Annotated in this window: 17 protein-coding genes; 11 read left to right on the forward strand and 6 right to left on the reverse strand. The window is 67.8% G+C overall.

What is annotated here, in order from left to right; genetic code table 11:
* Window positions 1–29 precede the first annotated feature (29 nt).
* The 6 genes from G3M62_RS09895 (at window position 30) to G3M62_RS09920 (ending at window position 5,527) form a co-directional block, all read left to right on the forward strand.
* Window positions 30–1,514, forward strand: a complete 1,485-nt coding sequence (locus G3M62_RS09895; RefSeq protein ID WP_165186628.1) for an aldehyde dehydrogenase family protein — start codon at window positions 30–32, stop codon at window positions 1,512–1,514.
* Window positions 1,511–2,293, forward strand: coding sequence for a carboxymuconolactone decarboxylase family protein (locus G3M62_RS09900; protein ID WP_165186630.1), 783 nt, complete (start codon window positions 1,511–1,513; stop codon window positions 2,291–2,293). The genes G3M62_RS09895 and G3M62_RS09900 overlap by 4 nt, the downstream gene beginning before the upstream one ends.
* A 10-nt stretch (window positions 2,294–2,303) precedes the next feature.
* The gene (locus G3M62_RS09905; protein ID WP_165186631.1) at window positions 2,304–3,065 is read left to right on the forward strand and encodes an SDR family NAD(P)-dependent oxidoreductase; all 762 of its coding nucleotides are present in this window, start codon (window positions 2,304–2,306) and stop codon (window positions 3,063–3,065) included.
* Complete coding sequence (locus G3M62_RS09910; RefSeq protein WP_165186633.1) at window positions 3,062–3,910, forward strand: NAD(P)-dependent oxidoreductase; 849 nt, start codon at window positions 3,062–3,064, stop codon at window positions 3,908–3,910. Before G3M62_RS09905 ends, G3M62_RS09910 begins: the two co-directional genes overlap by 4 nt.
* Window positions 3,907–4,692, forward strand: coding sequence for an SDR family oxidoreductase (locus G3M62_RS09915; protein WP_165186635.1), 786 nt, complete (start codon window positions 3,907–3,909; stop codon window positions 4,690–4,692). Before G3M62_RS09910 ends, G3M62_RS09915 begins: the two co-directional genes overlap by 4 nt.
* Window positions 4,693–4,789: 97 nt before the next feature.
* A complete protein-coding gene (locus tag G3M62_RS09920) occupies window positions 4,790–5,527 on the forward strand; it encodes a FadR/GntR family transcriptional regulator (protein WP_165186637.1) in 738 nt (245 codons plus the stop codon).
* 120 nt (window positions 5,528–5,647) lie between these two features.
* Here G3M62_RS09920 and G3M62_RS09925 read toward each other — a convergent pair whose 3' ends face one another.
* On the reverse strand, window positions 5,648–7,861 hold the full coding sequence (locus G3M62_RS09925; RefSeq protein WP_205691977.1) for a TonB-dependent receptor: 2,214 nt from the start codon (window positions 7,859–7,861) through the stop codon (window positions 5,648–5,650).
* Between the two features lie 179 nt (window positions 7,862–8,040).
* Window positions 8,041–8,370 carry a hypothetical protein gene (locus tag G3M62_RS09930; protein WP_165186638.1) on the reverse strand — a complete coding sequence of 110 codons (330 nt, stop codon included), beginning with the start codon at window positions 8,368–8,370 and terminating at the stop codon, window positions 8,041–8,043.
* 352 nt (window positions 8,371–8,722) lie between these two features.
* Here G3M62_RS09930 and G3M62_RS09935 point away from each other — a divergent pair, with 352 nt between their 5' ends.
* The 3 genes from G3M62_RS09935 (at window position 8,723) to G3M62_RS09945 (ending at window position 11,869) form a co-directional block, all read left to right on the forward strand.
* The gene (locus G3M62_RS09935; RefSeq protein WP_165186640.1) at window positions 8,723–9,403 is read left to right on the forward strand and encodes a response regulator transcription factor; all 681 of its coding nucleotides are present in this window, start codon (window positions 8,723–8,725) and stop codon (window positions 9,401–9,403) included.
* The gene (locus G3M62_RS09940; RefSeq protein WP_165186642.1) at window positions 9,393–10,790 is read left to right on the forward strand and encodes a sensor histidine kinase; all 1,398 of its coding nucleotides are present in this window, start codon (window positions 9,393–9,395) and stop codon (window positions 10,788–10,790) included. Before G3M62_RS09935 ends, G3M62_RS09940 begins: the two co-directional genes overlap by 11 nt.
* Before the next feature lie 158 nt (window positions 10,791–10,948).
* The gene (locus G3M62_RS09945) at window positions 10,949–11,869 is read left to right on the forward strand and encodes a phosphatase PAP2 family protein (protein WP_165186643.1); all 921 of its coding nucleotides are present in this window, start codon (window positions 10,949–10,951) and stop codon (window positions 11,867–11,869) included.
* Here G3M62_RS09945 and G3M62_RS09950 read toward each other — a convergent pair.
* The 4 genes from G3M62_RS09950 to G3M62_RS09965 form a co-directional block, all read right to left on the reverse strand.
* On the reverse strand, window positions 11,866–12,300 hold the full coding sequence (locus tag G3M62_RS09950; RefSeq protein ID WP_165186645.1) for an EamA family transporter: 435 nt from the start codon (window positions 12,298–12,300) through the stop codon (window positions 11,866–11,868). The two genes, G3M62_RS09945 and G3M62_RS09950, sit on opposite strands and share 4 nt — an antisense overlap.
* Window positions 12,301–12,318: 18 nt before the next feature.
* A complete protein-coding gene (locus tag G3M62_RS09955; protein WP_165186647.1) occupies window positions 12,319–14,745 on the reverse strand; it encodes a TonB-dependent receptor in 2,427 nt (808 codons plus the stop codon).
* 2 nt (window positions 14,746–14,747) lie between these two features.
* Complete coding sequence (locus G3M62_RS09960; RefSeq protein WP_165186648.1) at window positions 14,748–15,740, reverse strand: FecR family protein; 993 nt, start codon at window positions 15,738–15,740, stop codon at window positions 14,748–14,750.
* Between the two features lie 112 nt (window positions 15,741–15,852).
* Window positions 15,853–16,377 (reverse strand): RNA polymerase sigma factor, encoded by a 525-nt coding sequence (locus G3M62_RS09965; protein WP_165186650.1) that lies wholly within the window; start codon window positions 16,375–16,377, stop codon window positions 15,853–15,855.
* A gap of 259 nt (window positions 16,378–16,636) precedes the next feature.
* Here G3M62_RS09965 and G3M62_RS09970 point away from each other — a divergent pair, with 259 nt between their 5' ends.
* Together G3M62_RS09970 and G3M62_RS09975 are read left to right on the forward strand one after the other, a co-directional pair.
* Complete coding sequence (locus tag G3M62_RS09970) at window positions 16,637–17,326, forward strand: MtnX-like HAD-IB family phosphatase (protein ID WP_165186651.1); 690 nt, start codon at window positions 16,637–16,639, stop codon at window positions 17,324–17,326.
* Between the two features lie 17 nt (window positions 17,327–17,343).
* The gene (locus G3M62_RS09975; protein ID WP_165186653.1) at window positions 17,344–18,735 is read left to right on the forward strand and encodes an aspartate aminotransferase family protein; all 1,392 of its coding nucleotides are present in this window, start codon (window positions 17,344–17,346) and stop codon (window positions 18,733–18,735) included.
* The last annotated feature ends 41 nt before the right edge of the window (window positions 18,736–18,776 follow it).

An 18,776-nucleotide genomic window follows, 5' to 3' on the forward strand; every position in this document is an offset into this window, starting at 1 on the left:
AACCGGCCCGCGCCGCGCGGAGGAAGACCATGACCTATCAGGCCCCCGACCTGACGATCCTGCCACGGCATCCGGTGATCGCCGGCGGCAAGGCTGGCGAGGGCGGCGGCGAGACGGTCCCGCACATCTATCCGGCCACAGGCCAGGTCACCCGCGAGGTTCGATTGGCGTCGGTCGCCGACGTCGACACCGCTGTCGCGGCGGCGCGCAAGGCCTTCCCAGCGTGGCGCGCGCTGCCCGGCGACCAGCGCCGCAACCTGATGTTCAAGCTGGCCGCGCTGATCGAGCAGAACAGCCAGCAACTGGCGCTGTTGTCGACGATCGAGAATGGCTCGGTGGTCGCCGCGACGGCCTATCTCGGCTGGGATGGCGCGCAGAAGTTCCGCTACTTCGGCGGCTGGGCCGACAAGATCGAGGGGCGCACGGTCAGCACCTGGACCGGTCCCGCCCACGACTATGTCTCGTACGAGCCCTACGGCGTGGTCGGGGCGATCATCCCTTGGAACGGTCCGATGTTCGCCGCGACCATGGTCGCCGCGCCCGTGCTGGCGGCGGGCAACTGCATCGTCGTCAAGGCGCCCGACATCGCGCCCTGGTCGATCATGCGGCTGGGCGAGCTGTTCATCGAGGCGGGCTTTCCAGAGGGCGTCTTCAATATCGTCACCGGCGGGGCCGACATCGGCGCGGCCATGGTCGCCCATCCCGATATCGACAAGATCCAGTTCGTCGGCAGCGGGCCGACCGCCAAGAAGGTGCTGCGCAGCGCCGCCGAGACCCTCAAGCCTTGTGGCCTGGAGCTGGGCGGCAAGTCGGCCGTGATCGTCTTCGCCGACGCCGACCTGCAGGACGCGGCCAAGCGCGGCTTGTCCGGCGCGATCAGCGCCAATGGCCAGGGCTGCGTCAACGGCACGCGCCTGTTGGTCGAACGGCCGATCTACGACCAGTATCTGCAGATGCTGGGCGCGATGGCGGGACACATCCCGGTCGGCGATCCGCTGGACAAGGGCACCGTGCTCGGCCCGGTGATCTCGCAAGCGGCCCTGACCCGCATTCAGGGCGTTGTCGACACCGCCGTGCGGCAGGGCGGTCGTCTGATCGCGGGCGGCGAACGGCTAGGCGGCGAGCGGGCCGAGGGCTTCTTCCTGCCGGTCACCATCGTCGCCGATGTGGGCAATGACGCCGAGATCGCCCAGCACGAGGTGTTCGGCCCGGTGCTGACGGTCACGCCGTTCGACAGCGAGGACGAGGTGGTGGCCCTGGCCAACGGCACCGAATATGGACTCGGCGGCTATATCCACACTCAGAACCTGCGCCGCGCGCACAGCGTGGCCAGCCGGCTCGACGCGGGCATGATCCACGTCAACGGGGCGGGGGAGGGCATGACCCCCTGCGCGCCGTTCGGCGGCGTCAAGCAGAGCGGCTATGGCCGGCTGGGCGGCGAGGACGGCCTGAAGGAGTTCCTGCGCGTCAAGAACGTCTGGGTGAACCTGGCCAATCCGGCGGCGGCGCGATGAGCCTGCTCGATCCGGCCGACCGCACGGCGTGCGGCGCGCGGTTGCAGGCCGAACTGACGGGCGAGGTCGCCCGCGAGCCGGCGACGCCCGTCGAGGCCTCCTGGCGCGACTACATCTATGCCGAGATCTGGTCACGCCCCGCGCTGGACCTGCGCTCCCGGTTCCTGATCGCCATGAGCAGCGCAGCGAACGCCAGCGATGCGTCCGCGACCGAGCGCTACGTGCGCGGCGCCTTGGCGAACGAGACGATCACCCTGGCCGAGCTGCGTGAGGCGGCCCTGCATGTCGCGGTCTATTCAGGCTGGACGACCGGCGGGATCCTCGACGCTGCGATCACGGCCGCGGCTGACGCCTTGGACCTGCCACCGGCGCCGTTCGCGCTGATCCGGGCCGAGCCTTGGGATCCGTCGGTGCGTCACGCCGAGGGCGCGGCATCGTTCCAGGAGCACATGCTGTTCGGCGGTCCGCCGCCCCAGACCGCCTATTTCGAGGGCGGCATCATCAACTTCGTGTTCGGTGAGATGTGGAACCGCCCCGGCCTGGACGAGCGTTCGCGCCGCTGGCTGACCCTGGTCGGGGTCGGCTTCTCCGGCGCCAGCACACCGATCCGCAGCCACGTCTGGTCGGCCATGGCCAGTCGCAACGCCTCCCGCGAGGAGATGTTGGAATTTGTCCTGCAGTACGCCGTTCACGCCGGATGGCCGCGTGGCTCGGTGATGCAGAGCGCGGTGCTCGAGCAGGCAGCGCGGGTCGAAAAAGGGCTGCCCTTCGAGGCGTGAGGAGAACGCGATGCCGATCAGAACGGACATGACGGGGAAGTCGGCGGTCGTCACGGGCGCGGCGTCGGGGCTTGGACGCGGAACCGCCCTGGCGCTGGCGCGGGCCGGAGCGAACGTCCTTCTCGTCGACGTGAACGCCACGGGCCTGGAAGAGACCGCCGACCAGGTTCGGGCGCTAGGCCGGCAAGCCCAGGTCCGCGTCACCGACCTGGCCCAGGCCGACAATTGCGCCGCCGCGATCGCCGCCGCCGTCGAGGCGTTCGGCGGCCTGGACGCCCTGTGCAACGTCGCCGGCCTGATCATCTTCAGCAATTCGGCCGACATGGCGACGGCGGACTGGGACAAGACCCTGGCCGTCAATCTCAGCGCGCCGTTCCACCTCAGCAAGGCGGCGATCCCGCACCTGCTGGCTCGTGACGGGGCGATCGTCAACGTCACCTCGTCGGCGGCCTTCATCGGCGAGGCCTACGCCGCCGCCTATTGCGCGACCAAGGCCGGGCTCAACGCCATGACCAAGGCGATGGCCATGGAATATATGAAGCAGCCGATCCGCATCAACGCGGTCGCGCCAGGCGGCATGATGACCAACATCGCCGCCAACCTGAAGATGCCCGAGGGCGTCGACTACGAGCTGATCAAGCGTTTCTCCGGCATGCGCGGCCTGGTCGAGGTCGACGACGTAGCCGAGATGATCGCCTATCTGGCCTCCGACGCGGGCAAGGGCTTCCATGGCGCGTGCGTGACCATGGACCGCGGGATCACCGCCGGATGAGCCCCGCGATCAAACCGACGGTCGGTTTCGTCGGCCTGGGCAGCCAGGGCGGGCCTATGGCGCGCCGGATCGTCGAGGCGGGCTTCCCGCTGGTGCTCTGGGCGCGACGTCCGCAGGCGCTCGAACCCTATGCCGACACCGCCGCGCAAGCCGCGCTCGATCTCGACGACCTGGGCGCGCGATGCGACATCGTGGCGATCTGCGTGGTCGACGACGCCGGCGTGCGCCAAGTCTTCGACGCGGTGCTGCCGGCGATGCGCGGCGGCACGCGGATCGTGATCCATTCGACGATCCATCCCGACACTTGCGTGGCCCTGGCGGCCGAGGCGGCCGCCGTCGGCGTGGCCGTGGTCGACGCCCCGGTCAGCGGCGGCGGTCCAGGCGCGGCGGCGGGAACCCTGACGGTGATGGTCGGCGGCGAGGCGGCGGACGTGGCGGCGGTGCGCCCGATCTTCGAGACCTTCAGCGGATTGATCGCCCACCTGGGCGGAGTCGGCGCCGGCCAGCTGGCCAAGCTGGTCAACAACGCCCAGATGGCCGCCAACATGGCCATCGCCGACTCCGGGTTGGGCGCGGCCGCCGCGCTGGGCCTGGATCGCGCCGCCTATGTCGAGCTGGTCAAGGCCAGCAGCGGTCGCAGCTTCGGCTTCGAGGTCCGCGCGCGGCTGCCCGACGTGGCGCTGTTCGGCCACGGCGCCAGGCTCCTCGAAAAGGATGTCGGCCTGCTATCAGCGGTCCTCAAAGACAATCCCGCCACCGCCTTCCTGCGGGATACGGCGCAGCCCTTCCTCGAACGGATCGCCCACCTCCAAGCCGGGGCGCAGGTCCAAGGAGACAAGTCATGACCTTCTCGATCGATCAGTTCCGCCTCGACGGCAAGGTGGCCATCGTCACCGGCGCGGGGGGGCGCGGCAACAGCATCGGCCGCGCCTATGCCCTGGGCCTGGCCGGGGCGGGGGCCTCGGTCGTGGTCGCCGACCTCAATGGCGAGGGCGCCAAGGCGGTCGCCGACGAGATCGTGGCGACCGGCGGCAAGGCGATCGCGGCCCAGGTCGACATCGTCGATCCGGCCTCGGTGGCGGGCATGGTCAAGGCCGCGACCGACGCGTTCGGCGGCGTCGACATCCTGGTCAACAACGCCGCCCTGATGGCCGAACTGGGTCAACTGTCCGCCGCCGACGTGGCGCTGGACGAGTGGAACAGGATCATGACCGTCAATGTCACCGGCGCGCTGTTGTGCGCCCAAGGGGTGATCCCGGAGATGCGCAAGCGTGGCGGCGGGCGGATCATCAACCAGGTGTCGGGCGGCGCCTTTCCGGCGATCTCGATCTACGGGATCAGCAAGCTGGCCCTGCTGGGCCTGACCACCACCCTGGCCCGCCAACTGGGGCGCGAGGGGATCGCGGTCAACGCCATCGCGCCGGGCAATGTGACCAGCGACGCGGGCAAGCTGCTGACCCCCGACGAGTCGCCGTTCATCAAGTTCCTGGAAATGAACGTCGCCATGCGGGTGCGCGGCATGCCCGACGAACTGGTCGGCAGCCTGCTGCTGCTCTGCTCGCAGGCTGGCGCCTGGATCACCGGCCAGGTCCTTCACGTCGACGGCGGCTGGGTGTTGCGGCCCTGACCGACACGCCCGCTTTGCCGCCCCTTGTGTCTTCCGCGGATTTCGTCGATGGCCGGATGGACGAGTATCGCGCGCCCGTCGGAAGGATCGACTCCTGATGCCCAAGGGCAAGCCAGCCACGACCTCGCAATCGCAGCGCCTGGTGGCGGCGACCGCCGAGAAGATGCGCGACCTGATCCTGCGTCAGGACCCGGACGCGATGATCGGCTCGCTGCCCGATCTGGCCGCCTCGATGGGGGTGGGGATCGCGACGGTGCAGCAGGCCGCCCGCATCCTCGAGCACGAAGGTTTGCTGTCGGTGCGACGCGGGCCCGGCGGCGGCTACTTCGGCCGGCGTCCCGATCCGGCCGCGCTCGAACGCGCTCTGGCCGCCTATATGCGGGTGCGCGGCGCCGACGATTACGAAGCGCTGGAGATGATGACGCTTCTGGACTGCGAGCTGATCCCTGCGGCGGCGCGGCTGGCCACGCCACCAGCGCTGGTCGAGATGCGCGCGCTCAGGGATCGGATTGATGTCTGCGTGACCCCGGAGCAGCGGATCACGTTCGAGGATGATTTCCACGCCATCCTGTTCCGGATCGTCAACCGATCCCTGATCGAGTTGCTGGCCCAGGTCGCCATGCGCTTCTACCGCAGCGCGCCGATCCCGATGATCTTCGACGGCGACGAGGGGCGGGCGGCGTGGCGCGCCTGGCGTCACCAGGTCATCGACGCGATCATCGCCCAGGACCCCGAACGCGCCCGCTTCGAGGCCGAACGGCACCGGCGGCTGCTCCTGCAAAAGCTGGAGCGGGATCGGGACGCCGCCGGGCCGTCGATTCCTTCTGACGTCTAGGCGTTCTCGGCGAGCCGCTGTGGTCGCCAAGACGGCGTCGGGCCGCCAAGCGCTGACGCTCGGCGGCCCGATCTCGTGTGGTCTGGCGGGCGAACCTTGAACGAGCCGCCCGCCAGGCGGTCAGAACTTCGCGGTCAGGCCGACCTTGAAGGCGGTCGGTGATCCCGGGGTGATGTTGGTGTTGCTGTTGGCGAACAGGAAGTAGCGCTCGTTCAGCAGGTTCTCGGCGTTGACCTGCACGGCCACCTTTTCGTTAATCGTGTAGTACAGCGCCGCATCCACCCGGGTGAAGCCGGGCATGTAGACGGTGTTGTCGGTCGCCGCGTAGCGCTCGCCTTGGTGGATGACGCCGACCGCGCCGCCCAGCTTGGGGTTGATGTCGTAGCGCGTCCACAGCGAAGCGCTGTTCTTGGGCATGTTGGGCAGGATGTTGCCGGCCTTCACCGTGCCCGAGACGTTGTCGAGGAACGTGCCGTCCAGGTAGGTGTAGGCGCCGATCACGTTGAGTTGGTCGGTGATCTTGCCGGTCGCGGCCAGTTCGACGCCCTTGGTGCGCTGACGGCCGACCGGCACGGAGGCGGAGGTCGGGTCGTTGGGATTGGCCAGGGCCAGGACGTTGTCACGATCCAGTTGGAACACCGCCACCGACAGGTTGATATCCGGGGTAACGTCCCACTTGGCGCCGATTTCGTAGTTCTGGAACTTCTCGGGCGCCAGGTTCTGGTTGGTGAGGCTCAGCGAGGTCAGTTGGTCGCCGCCGCGCGGCTGGTAGGTCTTGGAATAGCCCGCGTAGATCGAGGCGCTGGCCACCGGCTTGTAGATCACCCCGACCCGGGGCGACCAAAGTTTGTCGGTGACGTCGAAGTCGCGCTGCTGTCCGGCGGGAAAACCCACCGTGCGCAGGTCGTGCACGACGGTCTCGAAGTTCTCGTAACGCACCCCCGCGACGATCTGCAGGGCCGAGGTCAGCTCGATCTGATCCTGCACATAGCCGGCGGCGACCTTGGCCACGCCCTTGTTCCTGGCGCTGCTGGCGATCTGCACCCAGGTGATCGGCGCGCGGATGTTGGGTTGGTTGATCGGCGCGATCAGCGTGGCCGCGCCGCCGGCGAAGCGGCCTTCCTGGCGCAAGTTGTCGGTGGTCTGACGGCTGAACTCGGCGCCGGCTAGCAGGGTGTGCTCGATCGACCCCGTGGAGAACTTGGCGTTCAGGTCCGTCTGGTTGATGAAGTTCCGGCGCTGGGTGGCGTTGTTGTAGGCCGAAATCTCGACGGTGGTCTCGGCGGCGTTGACCGCTCCCGCGAAGACGTTCTGGTAGAACTTGTCGTAGTCGGCGTAGCGCGTGCGGTTGCGGATCGAGACGGTGTCGCTGATCTGGTGCTCGATGAACAGCGTGGCCGCGTCGGTGTTGGTCCAGGTCGGGCTTTGGGTCGGGTCGCCGAAGAACTGGCCGCGCGGGGTGCGCAGCGGCTGCACGCGCGCCACGTTGGCGGGGCGGAAGTGCGAGGAGACGCCCCGGTCGGCGACGCGCTCGTCCTCGAAGTGCTCATAGCTCAACTGAACGACCGTATCGGGATTCGCCTTGAACGCGGCGGTCGGGTTCAGGCCCCAGCGCTCGTAGTCGACGTCGTCGCGATAGCTGCCGCTGTTCTCGTAGACGCCGGTCAGGCGAAGGGCGCCGATGTCGTTGGTCGGGCCGCCGACGTCGAAGCTGCCGCGATAGTGGTCGTAGCTGCCGGTCTCCAACTTGATCTCGCGAACGGGGGTCCAGCCGGCCATCTTGGTCACCCGGTTGGCGACGCCGCCGATCCCGCCGCGGCCGAAGATCATGGCGTTGGGACCCCGGAAGATCTCCAGGCGGTCGATGTTGTAGAGGTCGCGATAGGTCTGAACGTCGTCGCGCACGCCGTCGACGAAGAAGTCGCCGGTGGTCTGATTGCCGCGGAACACCAGGGTCTCGCGATTGCCTTCGCCCTGGGCCGAGGACACGCCGGGCACGTAGCGGACCGCGTCGCCGATGCTGCTGGCCGCCTGGTCGGAGATCTGCTTGAGCGAGATCACGCTCACCGACTGGGGCACGTTGATCAGGGGGGTGTCTGTCTTGGTGGCGGTGAGGCTGCGGTCGACCTTATAGCGCTCACGCGACTCCGCTTCGGCCTTGGCGCCGGCCGTCACGGTCACGCCGCTGACGTTGGTGCTTTCCTGGTCGATCGCCGGGGCGCCGGAGGCAGGCGCGTCGGCGGCGAAGGCCGCGCCGGCCAGCAGGCTAGCGGCGCTGGTGGCGAGCAGAAGTACGCGGCGCGAACGCGCCACGGCGAAGGTGGACATAGTCATGGAAAACCCCAGCGGATTGTTCTTCCGTGATAATGCGAACGATTATCACTGCTGGGCGCTGATAACGGCCACGTCCGTGAAGCTCCATGACAAAGTCACGACATTGAGCATTTGTGTGACGCGCCCAATGTAACGGTAATGTTGGGAATGTTATGGGCGCCGCGTTATTGAGCGGACGCTCAATCGATCACCGAGATCATGATCCGACGACCCGCCAGGGATTGGCCAAGATCCCCCAGAACCTCCACCAGAAGCTCGCCCAGGGCCGGCGAATGCACGGAACGGGCGACGTCCAGACCTGGAGCGTGGATCTCGATCGGCAACGACAGCGGAGTCGCGAAACGGTCGCGTCGGTCGTCGTGGCCGAGTGGCTCGAGGACGCCGAACTTTACCAGGTCGGCGGCCAACCTGAACAGCATGGAGCGATTGACGTCCAGGCCAAGCTCTCGGCTCTTGAGCCACACCTGTTCCACGACGATCGGCATGTCCACCTGGTCGAACAGCGGCAAGACCGCGCGGCGCTTGTCCGTCAGCCTGACGCCTCGCGCCACGCATTGTTGGGCCACCGTGGGGCGGATCGCGAGGCGGGGATCGTAAAGCGGCGCGGCCTCCGCGGCGGGGGCTCGTCCCAAGGACCGTCGAGCGGCGGAAGGCCGGCCGCGGCGAGGCTTGGGCATGGAAGAGAGGCCGGACATGGCGACTTTTGAATGCTCGTGATAATGCGAGGAATTCGCGTCACGTAACGGGATAGCGCAGGGCGTCTGTCTGTCGATGGCTCAGACGCAAGGTTGGGAAATTGTATAGTAACGTCAATATTCCTGTATTTTCCGAGTGTCGCGCCGTCGGGCGACGAGGCCGCGCGTGAACGTTTTTTTGCTTGAAGACGACGCGGAAGCCTCGGACTTCATCGCGCGGGGCCTTCGCGAGCGGGGCCATCACGTCGAGACGGAGACCGATGGGCGCGCCGCGATCCTCAAGCTCGGCGCCAGTGAATTCGACGTGCTGATCCTGGACCGCATGGTGCCGGGGCTGGACGGCCTGGCGGTCCTGCGATCGTTGCGGGCTATGGGACGGACGACGCCGACGTTGCTGCTGACGGCGATGGCCCAGATCGTGGACCGGGTCGACGGACTGGAGGCCGGCGCCGACGACTATCTGGTCAAGCCGTTCGCTTTCGCGGAACTGGCCGCCCGGGTGGCGGCGCTGGGGCGTCGCGCACCGGTGGGCGAGGTTCCGGCGCTGCTGCGGGTGGCTGATGTCGAGATGAACCTGCTGCGACGCGAGGTTCGACGCGGCGGGCGCCTGGTGGAGCTGCAGCCGCGGGAGTTCGCCCTGCTCGAGCAACTCCTGCGCAACGCCGGGCGCGTGGTGACCCGCACCATGCTGCTCGATCGGGTGTGGAACTTCGGTTTCGATCCCAAGACCAACATCGTCGAAACGCACATGAGTCGACTGCGCGGTAAGCTGAATCAGGGCTTCACGCGAAGCGCCATCCGCACGGTTCGCGGCTCGGGCTACATGATGGAAGACGATGGCTGCTAAGCGCGGGCCGCGGACCATCCGGGGCATGGTGGCGGTCGTCGCCGGCGTATCGGGCGCGCTCAATATCCTGGTGGGCCTGCTGACCTACAGCCTGGTGCACGAGGAGATCGAACGCCAGCTGGATCACCGGATCGAGCTTGAGACCCGCTCGCTGCTGTACATCCACGAGCACGGCGGCATGGCCGCCATGGTCCAGGCCGTTCAGGTGCGGGATCGCGCGCCGACGCGGGCGGCCATCGGCTATCTCGCCGACAGCGCCGGAGTCGACGCGGGCATGGGCTACATGGTGCTCGACGCCCAGGGGCGGCGCCTGGCCGGTCGGTTGGCCGCCGCGGTTCCGCCGCCGGGTTGGAGCGAGTTTGTACATTTCACCAGGCCGGATGGCACGACGGGCATAGCCCAGGCCATGAACGGTCCGGTGTCTGGTGGCGGACGGCTGATCGTGGCCGCCGACCGAGCCGGCCTGGCCCAGATCGATCTTTCCCTGCTGAAGCTGTTCCTGATCAATTTCAGCCTGGTGCTGGCGATCGGCGTGGCGGCGGCGATCGGCTTCGGCCGGATCGTCCGACGCCGCCTGGGCGCGATCAAGGGCGCGGCCGAGATGATCATGGCCGGCGATTTTTCCCGACGCATGACGTTGGATGGATCGGACGGCGAGTTTGATCAATTGGCCCAGGTCCTCAACCGCATGCTCGACCGCATCGGCGCGCTGATGGACAATCTACGGCAGGTCTCCGGCGACATCGCCCATGACCTGCGCACGCCGCTCGGCCGTCTGCGTTCGCGGCTGGATGAGCTGGAGGAAGCCAAGACCGCCTCGGCGCGGCGACAAGGCTTGCGCGTGGCCGTTGGCGAGGTCGAGGCCTTGCAGGATCTGCTGTCGGGCATCCTGGCCTTGTCGGAGATCGAGGGGCAGACGGTGCGCGAGCGTTTCGGTGTCGTGGCCCTGGACGGCGCGATCACCGAACTCGCCGAAGCCTACGGTCCGGCTCTCGACGCCGCAGGCCTGACCCTGAGGCTCGATCTGGAGCCATCATGGCTGACAGGGGACGAGCGCCTGTTGCAACGGGCCATCGCCAACCTGCTCGACAACAGCTTGACCCATGCCCGCGGCGCCACCGCCATCGACATTCGCCTCCAACGAGCGGGCGAACGGATCACCTTGAGCTTCGCTGACGATGGCCCCGGCGTGGCGATCGAGGCTCGGGGCCGGATCTTCGAACGTTTCGTGCGTCTGGATCCAGCGCGCTCGGAACCCGGCCACGGCTTGGGCCTGAGCATCGTCTCAGCGATAATCGCCGCCCATGGCGGGACGATTACGACCGCGCCAACGTCGCGCGGCTTGACGCTGGAGATCGATCTCCTCACGACGTCACCCCTCGGCTGACGCTTCGCCCAAGAACCTCTGCCAGGATTGGGAAACTGTATAGGTCCGGCCATGCGGCGCGAACTTGCCGTCGCCTAGGCTCACCACGAGTCGGCCATCCCTTTGCGGCCGAGACGTCGTGAGAGCTTCATGGTCGACCCCCACGGGGCGCGCGTCGCGTGATCCCCCTGCTGCTTCCGTGCCAAGTCGGTGTTGGACTGTGCTTGCTCACGGCCGCGGGATTGGCCTCCGCGGTGTTTTATCGCCAGCGCCACGATCCGGCAAAGGGCGCCGCCGCCTGGGCCGTGTGGAGTTTGGCCGGTGCGCTTGTGCTGGTCGCGACCATCCTGGTCCTGGCCATCGGCGTCCTGACCCACGGCTCCATCATCAACGCGGACGCCAGCACCTCCCGGGTGCTTTTCACCCACCGAAGCCCGTGGCTGGACCGGCTGATGATCGCTCTGTCAGCGATGGGCGACGGTTCGGAGCGCACCACCGCGACCGTGCTGATCGTCGCGTTTCTGCTGTGGTGTCGCCGTTGGCGCGCGGGCCTGGGCCTGGCCCTGGTGATGACCGCTTCGGCGATCCTCGTGCCGAGCCTGAAGACCGCCTTCCATTTCGCGCGTCCGTCATTGCTCTATTCCGGCGCCGACGCCTTCAGCTTTCCCAGCGGCCACGCCACGTCGGCGATGGCCCTGTTTGTCATGCTGGCCTTCATCACCGGCCGTGGCGCCTCGGCGGGCGTCCGGTGGTTGATCGCCGGCTTGGCCGCGCTGATCATCACGCTGACCGGGCTGTCGCGGATCTATGTCGGTGCGCACTGGCTGTCTGACGTCCTGGCCGCCTTCGCCTTGGGTGGCGCGCTGGCGCTGACCGGGATCGCGCTGGCCGCGCGCGAGACGTCCGACGCCGCCAGGTCGTGGCATGGCGGGGTCGTTCTGACGATCCTGATCCTCGTGGCCGCGGTCCTGCTGCCCAGGGCCTATTCCAAGGGGGAACGCCTCTATGGGCCTTACCTGGCGCGATCGGTCGGGCGCGTCGTGGATCCTGGCCGTCTTGGTGGCCCAGGAGGTCCGATCATGTCGCCGCCGGGCGGCTAGGCCCTCAGGGTGACCAACAACACTCCCGCGGCGATCAACGCGACGCCCGCCCAGTTGGCCGGGCTGAGGCGCTCGCCGAGGAAGGCCGCGCCGAACACGGCGACCAGAACCACGCTGAGTTTGTCGACCGGCGCGACCCGCGCCGCGTCGCCGATCTTCAAGGCGCGGAAGTAGCACACCCACGACGCTCCGGTCGCCAAGCCCGAGAGCCCCAGGAACAGCCAGCTTCGACGCGTGACCTCGCTTGGAGCCTGCCACTGGCCAGTCGCGGTGACGAAAATGGCCAGCGCGATCAGGATCACCACGGTGCGTACAAAGGTCGCCAGATCGGAATTGATCTGGGAAACCCCGACCTTGGCCAGGATCGCCGTCAACGCCGCGAAGGCCGCCGACATCAGGGCCCACATCGGCCAAGCCAGGTTCGCCTTCATCGCGGTCTCCTCAATGGTCTAGAAGCGGGCCGACAGTCGCAGCGCCAGGGTTCGCGGCCTGGGTGGGGTGATGATCTGGTCTCGGGTGATCAGGAACGGGTTTCCAAACGAGAAGCTGTTGGGATGGGCGCCGAAGGGATTGTCCACCGTGGCGGCCAGGGTCCAGGCGCCGGCTTCCAGGCTGACGACGCCGCGCAGGCCCAGATACTCACCCATCTCGTGCATGTTGTCGGCGTCGAAGGTCAGGTACGACGACCCGACATAGGTCGCCTGGCCCTGCAGGCGCAGGATCAGGTCGCGGGGCAGGGGGCGGTGATAGTCGACGCCGAAGCTGGCCGAGACTCGCGCCACCCCCGGCAGGCTGGCGTCGTGGCGCGAGCTGAAGTCGAGATTTTGACGGGTGATCTCGGGATCGTTCAGCAGGGCGGCGGCGCGCAGGTCGACCCGGTCGTTCAGGCGCAGCGCCGCCTCGGCCTCGACGCCCCGGTTGTCGCCGTTGCCGATATTGGCCGTGTAGGCCGTGCCGTCGGCGAGGTACTGGTCGCTCTGAACCGACTCCCAGGTGGCGTAGAAAAGGGCGACCCGCGCCTGCAGGCGCTCGTCCCAGCCGCGCAGCTTGGCGCCGACTTCGTAGTTCCACAGTTCGTCGGCTTCGTAACGACGGGCCGGAGAGCCGGCGATGTCGAAGGTCTGGCCGATCCGACCGGCGGTGTTGTAGCCGCCAGGCCGGTAACCCTCGGCGGCCTGGGCGTAGAACAGCAGCCCGGGCCGCGCGTCGTAGCTGACCAGGATCTTCGGCGACAGGCCGTTGGCGTCGTCCGCGCCGCTGAACACCCGCTGCCCTGCGGCCTGGGTGACCCGCGAGTCGGTGTCGAACCGGAAATCGAACCAGCGCAGGCCGGCGGTCGCGGACAGCCGCGACGTGGCGTCGAAGGTGACCTCGCCGTAGACCGCCGTTTCGTTGATCTTGTCGCGCCTCTGCTCGGCGTAGCTGGTCAAGCCGGTGGGCTTGAGATCGTGCAGCAGGCTATGCAGTTGCGTCGTGCCCGTCGAACCGAACGCGCCGACCAGGCCATGCAGGCGCCGATCGCTGGGGCTGGCGTAGGTGACCTCGGCCACCGTCAGGTCGATGGCCTTTTCCTCGTCGAAGGCCGCTGGCCCGCTTGGCAAGCCGTACAACGTCGCGGCCGAGGTGGCGTCGTACCGACTGTCGAACTGGTGCGAGAGGCGCGACACCGAGCCGGTCAGTCGTCCCCAGTCGCCATCGCCCGCCAGGGTCAGTGAAACGTGGTGGAAATCGTTGTCGTGCGGTTCGCGCACGGCGTTGTCGCGCAGATGCGCGCCCAGGCGGCGCAGGCCGTACTGGGTGTCGTTGTTATTGATCGATTGGGCGGTCAGACCCAGCGTGGCCGTCCAGTGGGGCGAAAGCGCCGCCCGCAAGCTGGCCCGCGCGCCTTCGCGCCGGGAGCCGTTCACGTGCTTGAGGTCCAGTGTCGGGTTGGCGATGTAGCCGCTCTGGGTGTCGCGATAGGCTGTCGCGCGCAGGGCCAAGCGACCCGGGACGATTGGCAGGTTGGCCGTCGCCTCCAACTCGTCGCCCAGCCCGGCGTCCCAGGTATAGGCCAGGCCGGCCAGGACATTGGCCTGGTAGCGATCCAGGTCGGGTTTGCGGGTGGCGATGCGCAGGACGCCGCCCAGCGACCCGCCGCCATAGAGCGTTCCTTGGGGGCCTCGCATGACCTCGACCCGCTCGATGTCGGCCAGACGCAGGTCCGGGTCGGGCGCGCTGTAGGTGATCGGCACGTCGTCGAGATAGAGCGCCACCATCGACTGGGTCTGGCCGGTGAAAGCGCCGTCCGACAGGCCGCGAAGCAGGATCTTGTCACGACCGGGGCCGAGGTTGGTCACGGTCATGCCGGCGACCTGGCCGGTCAGGTCGGCCAGACTGGTCAGGGTCTCGCGAGCCAGCGCCGAGCCCGAGACCACGGAGATGGCGTAGGGCGTGCGGCCGGGCAGGTTGGGATAGCGCTGGGCCGTCACCACCACTTCGCCAAGACCCAGGCTGGCGGGCGGAGCGGCGACGGCGGCGTGCCGGGGGCGGGCCGTGCTGGCCTTGCGGATCAACACCGTGCGTGGATCGGGCAGGCTGTAACCGCAGCCGCTGTGGGCCAGGATCCTGTCTAGCGCCATCTGCGGCGTCATCCGGCCGTAGAGGGCGGGGGACGACCCGGCGCAGGCCTCCAGATCGCCGCCTAGCGAGAGGTCGGCCTGCAGGGCGAAGTCGATCAACGCCGCGTGGACGGGCTTGGCCGGGATCTGCAGACGCACCGAGGCCCCCGCGCCTTGGGCGTGGGCGGCGTGCGCCGCGCCGGCGGCCAGGCCGGCCATCAGCGCCGCGGGCCAGATGCGGGCCCTGCGGCGCTCATTCGACGACTTGCGCCGCATGGTCAGGGTCGGGTCGCTTTGGCCTTGAGAACGATCTCCCCGCCACTCTGCTGGCTGATGATCGGTGCGAACAGTTCCAGACGCCGGATCATCGCCGCTTCCTTGTCGACCAACAGCACGCCGGACACCTTGACCGAGGCGGCGCTGGGATCAACCCGTATTGGCGTGGCGACATAGCGGTTCAGGTCGGCCACGACCTCGGTCAGGGGCGTCTCGCGATAGACCAGCTTCCCGGATTTCCAGGCGAAGGCCGCGTCGGGATCGGTCGTGCGCACCAGCGATGTCGTCGCGTTCCCGACGTGGATCAACTGCTGACCCTTGGCCAGGCGCACCGCGCCGTCCGACCCGCCGGATACCGAAACCAGACCTCGACGCACGGTGACGGCCAGGCGGTCGTCATGGCTCAGGATATTGAACTCGGTGCCCAGCACGCGGACCTCTCGATCGGCCACGGCGACCACGAAGGGACGGTTTTCCAGGTGGGCGACATCGAAGCTGGCCTCGCCGTCTACGAGGGTGACATCGCGCTGGGCGCGGGACAGGCGTACGCGCAGGGTCGTGGCCCCGCCCAAGGTCAGGCGCGAGCCGTCGGCCAGGGCCACCTCGCGGGTCTCGCCGCGCTGGGTCGCGTAGTCGGTGAAGGTCGGGCGAGTCAGTTGCGGCAGAACGGCGACGACAACGGCGGCCGCGGCGGCGGCTGTCGCGAGGCCGGTCCAGACCCAGCGCCTCGCGGGCGGCTTGGAGCGCCGGGCGAACGGCACGACGGTGTCGGCCGTGACAGCGCTCACGGCGGGGGCGGGAAGCTCGCTGGCCGGCAGGTCTTCCAACTCGATCCACAGCGCCTCGACCTCGTCATAGGCGGCCGCGTGCGCGGGGTCGGCTTCCAGCCAAGCCTGGAACGCGGTCCAGTCCTCCAGACCGGCGTCACCCTGCAGGCGCGCGAACCAATCGCTCGCCGCTTGCTGGATGGGATCGGTGGTGACGGACTGTGTCATCGACGGGTCGTGCTTCCTTGACGCCGGGCGGGGAAGGGCGCTTGCCACAATGACGCCATGACCGAGAAAGTCCCTCCTCGGTTCTTCATGGGGTGTTGCGGAAAGGACACAGTCATCGCCCGACCCTTTTGACCAGATGGCCTAGCGCCAGGCTGACATGCTTCTCGACCGAACTTCGAGATATGCCCAGGCGGGCGGCGGTCTCGACGTGGGTCAGGCCTTCGAACTTGTGCAACCGGAACACCTGTTGGGTGACGGGCGACAGGGTTTTCAGCGCCTCGGTGATCTTTTCAAGCCGCTGGCGGGCGATGACCGCGCTCTCGGCGTCGGGTTCCTCGGCCACGTCGAGCGCGCCGATCGTGGTGTGGTTGGTTCGTCGCCATTCGGTTTCGCGTGCGCCGGCCCGCTTGGCGCGGCGTAGGCGGTCGAGCATCAGGTTCGAGGCCAGGCGGTAGAGATAGGCGGGCGGATTGTCGATCGCCTCGTCCGTCACCGCCTGGACCTTCAGATACAGCTCCTGGACCAGATCCTCGACATCTCCCCGGCCGCCCAGGCGCGCCAGGAAGAACCGGCGCATGTCCTCGCGCCGCTCCAGATAGGCGGCCGCCAGCGGGGAGAGGTCCTGCAGGTCTTCCATGGTCAGCCGCGCGTCCGCGCCGATCGTCGAACAGACGGGACGCGGGAAGACGGACTGGACGCTTCGGTGGTCATCACAAGGACGATCGGCCCGGGTTTGAGAGACTCGACGGAGGCAGGAAGACATCGCGCGACGGCGCCTTGAAGGCAAGGCTCGCCGACGCTGGCCGACGACCTCGGAAAAATCGGTGAGGGGGCGAAACACACACGGCGTCATTGGCTCGAACGGCGCGGGGGCGTCTGGAGCCAAGTCGGGTACGATGCGGATATTTTGCGATTTCGACGGGACGATAGCCAAGGTCGACACCACCGACCTGGTCCTGACCCGTCTGGCCGACCCGGCTTGGGAAGACCTGGAGGAGCGCTGGACCCGGGGCGAGATCACCGCCGCCGAGTGCATGCGAGGCCAGGTCGCCTTGATCGGCGGCGACGACGCGGCGCTGGACGCGGTGCTGGACAGCGTCGAGCTGGCCGACGGCTTTTCCGAGTTCGTCGCCTGGTGTCGCGCCAACGCGGTGCCCTTGACGGTCGTCAGCGACGGGGTCGACCACTTCATCGCCCGCATCCTGGATCGGCACGGGCTGGGTCACCTGCCGGTGATCGCCAACCACCTGGTCGGCAACGCCGAACTGGGGCGCCGGCTGGAGCAACCCTGGTCGCGCGCCGGCTGCGCGGCGGGCTCCGGCGTGTGCAAATGCCAGGTGGCCACCAAGTCCGCGGAAGCCTCCCAAGGGCGCGTCAACGACCCTGGCGACCTGATGGTCTTCATCGGTGACGGCCGCTCGGACTTCTGCGTCTCCAACCGCGCCGACCTGCTGTTCGCTCGCGACAAGCTGGCGGCCTACGCCCGCTCGCGGGCCGTGCCGCACCACGCGTTTTCCGACTTTCACACCATCACGACGACGCTCGCGGCCGCCCACGGCCGCCTGGCGCGTCGCGCCGCCATCTGACTGGAGTTCCCCCTCAAATGTACGACGCTGAACATCCCGTCCTCGACGAAGCGACCCTGCGCGCGCTCGAGGCCCAGTATTGCTCCTACGGCGACACCGTCCACTATCTGCCCGAACCGAAGTTCTTCGACGGCTGCGAAGGCTCGTTCATGTACGACGCCCAGGGACGCCAGTTCCTGGATCTGCAGATGTGGTACTCGGCCGTCAATTTCGGCTATCGCAACCCTCGCCTGAACGCCGTCGCCCACCGCCAGCTCGATACCCTGCCGCAGGTGGCCAGCCAGTACCTGCACCGCGAGAAGGTCGAGCTGGCGGCGATGATCGCCCAGGACGCCGAGAAGAAGTGGGGCCGCAAGGGTCGCGTCCACTTCAACGTCGGCGGCGCCCAGGCAGTCGAGGACTCGCTGAAGCTGGTCCGTAACGCCTCGGGCGGCAAGCAACTGATGTTCGCCTTCGAGGGCGGCTATCACGGTCGCACCCTGGGCGCTTCGGCGATCACCTCGTCCTATCGCTATCGCCGCCGCTTTGGTCACTTCAGCGACCGGGCGCAGTTCATTGAATTCCCGTACCATTTCCGTGGCCCCAAGGGCATGAGCAAGGAAGAGTACGGCCACTACTGCGTGCAGAAGTTCGCGCGCCTGTTCGAGACCGAATACAACGGCGTGCTCGACACCAAGACCGGCCAGGCCGAATACGCCGCCTTCTATATCGAGCCCATCCAGGGCACCGGCGGTTACGTGATCCCGCCGCCCAACTTCTTCATCGAGCTGAAGAAGATCCTCGACCAGCACGGCATTCTGCTGGTGGTCGACGAGATCCAGATGGGCATGTGGCGGACTGGAAAGCTGTGGTCGATCGAGCACTTCGGCGTGCAACCTGATGTTCTGGTGTTCGGCAAGGCCCTGACCAACGGCCTCAACCCGCTGTCGGGCGTGTGGGCGCGCGAGGAACTGATCAACCCGGAAGTCTTCCCGCCCGGCTCGACCCATTCGACCTTCAACTCCAACCCGATGGGCACGGCCGTGGCGCTGGAGACCCTGCGCATGACGCACGAGGTCGACTACGGCGCCCAGGTGCTGGAGAAGGGCGCCTATTTCCTGGAGGGCCTGAAGGCGCTCCAGAAGCGCTGGCCGCAGATCGGCGATGTCGATGGCCTGGGTCTGGCCCTGCGCGCCGAGATCTGCGAGGCCGACGGCTTCACTCCCAACAAGGCCCTGCTGAACCGCATGGAAGCCGAGGGAATGAAGGGCGACATCGAGATCGACGGCAAGCGCTACGGCCTGATCCTCGACGTGGGCGGCTACTACAAGAACGTCATCACGCTGGCCCCCTCGCTGGAGATCAGCAAGGACGAGATCGACCTGGCGCTGAAGCTGCTCGACGCCGTGCTGCGTCGCTGCGTCGACTGATACGTTCGATGCGACCGGTTTTCCTCAGTCTGGACAACGCA

The sequence above is a fragment of the Caulobacter soli genome (genome assembly GCF_011045195.1).
Lineage (GTDB): Bacteria > Pseudomonadota > Alphaproteobacteria > Caulobacterales > Caulobacteraceae > Caulobacter > Caulobacter soli.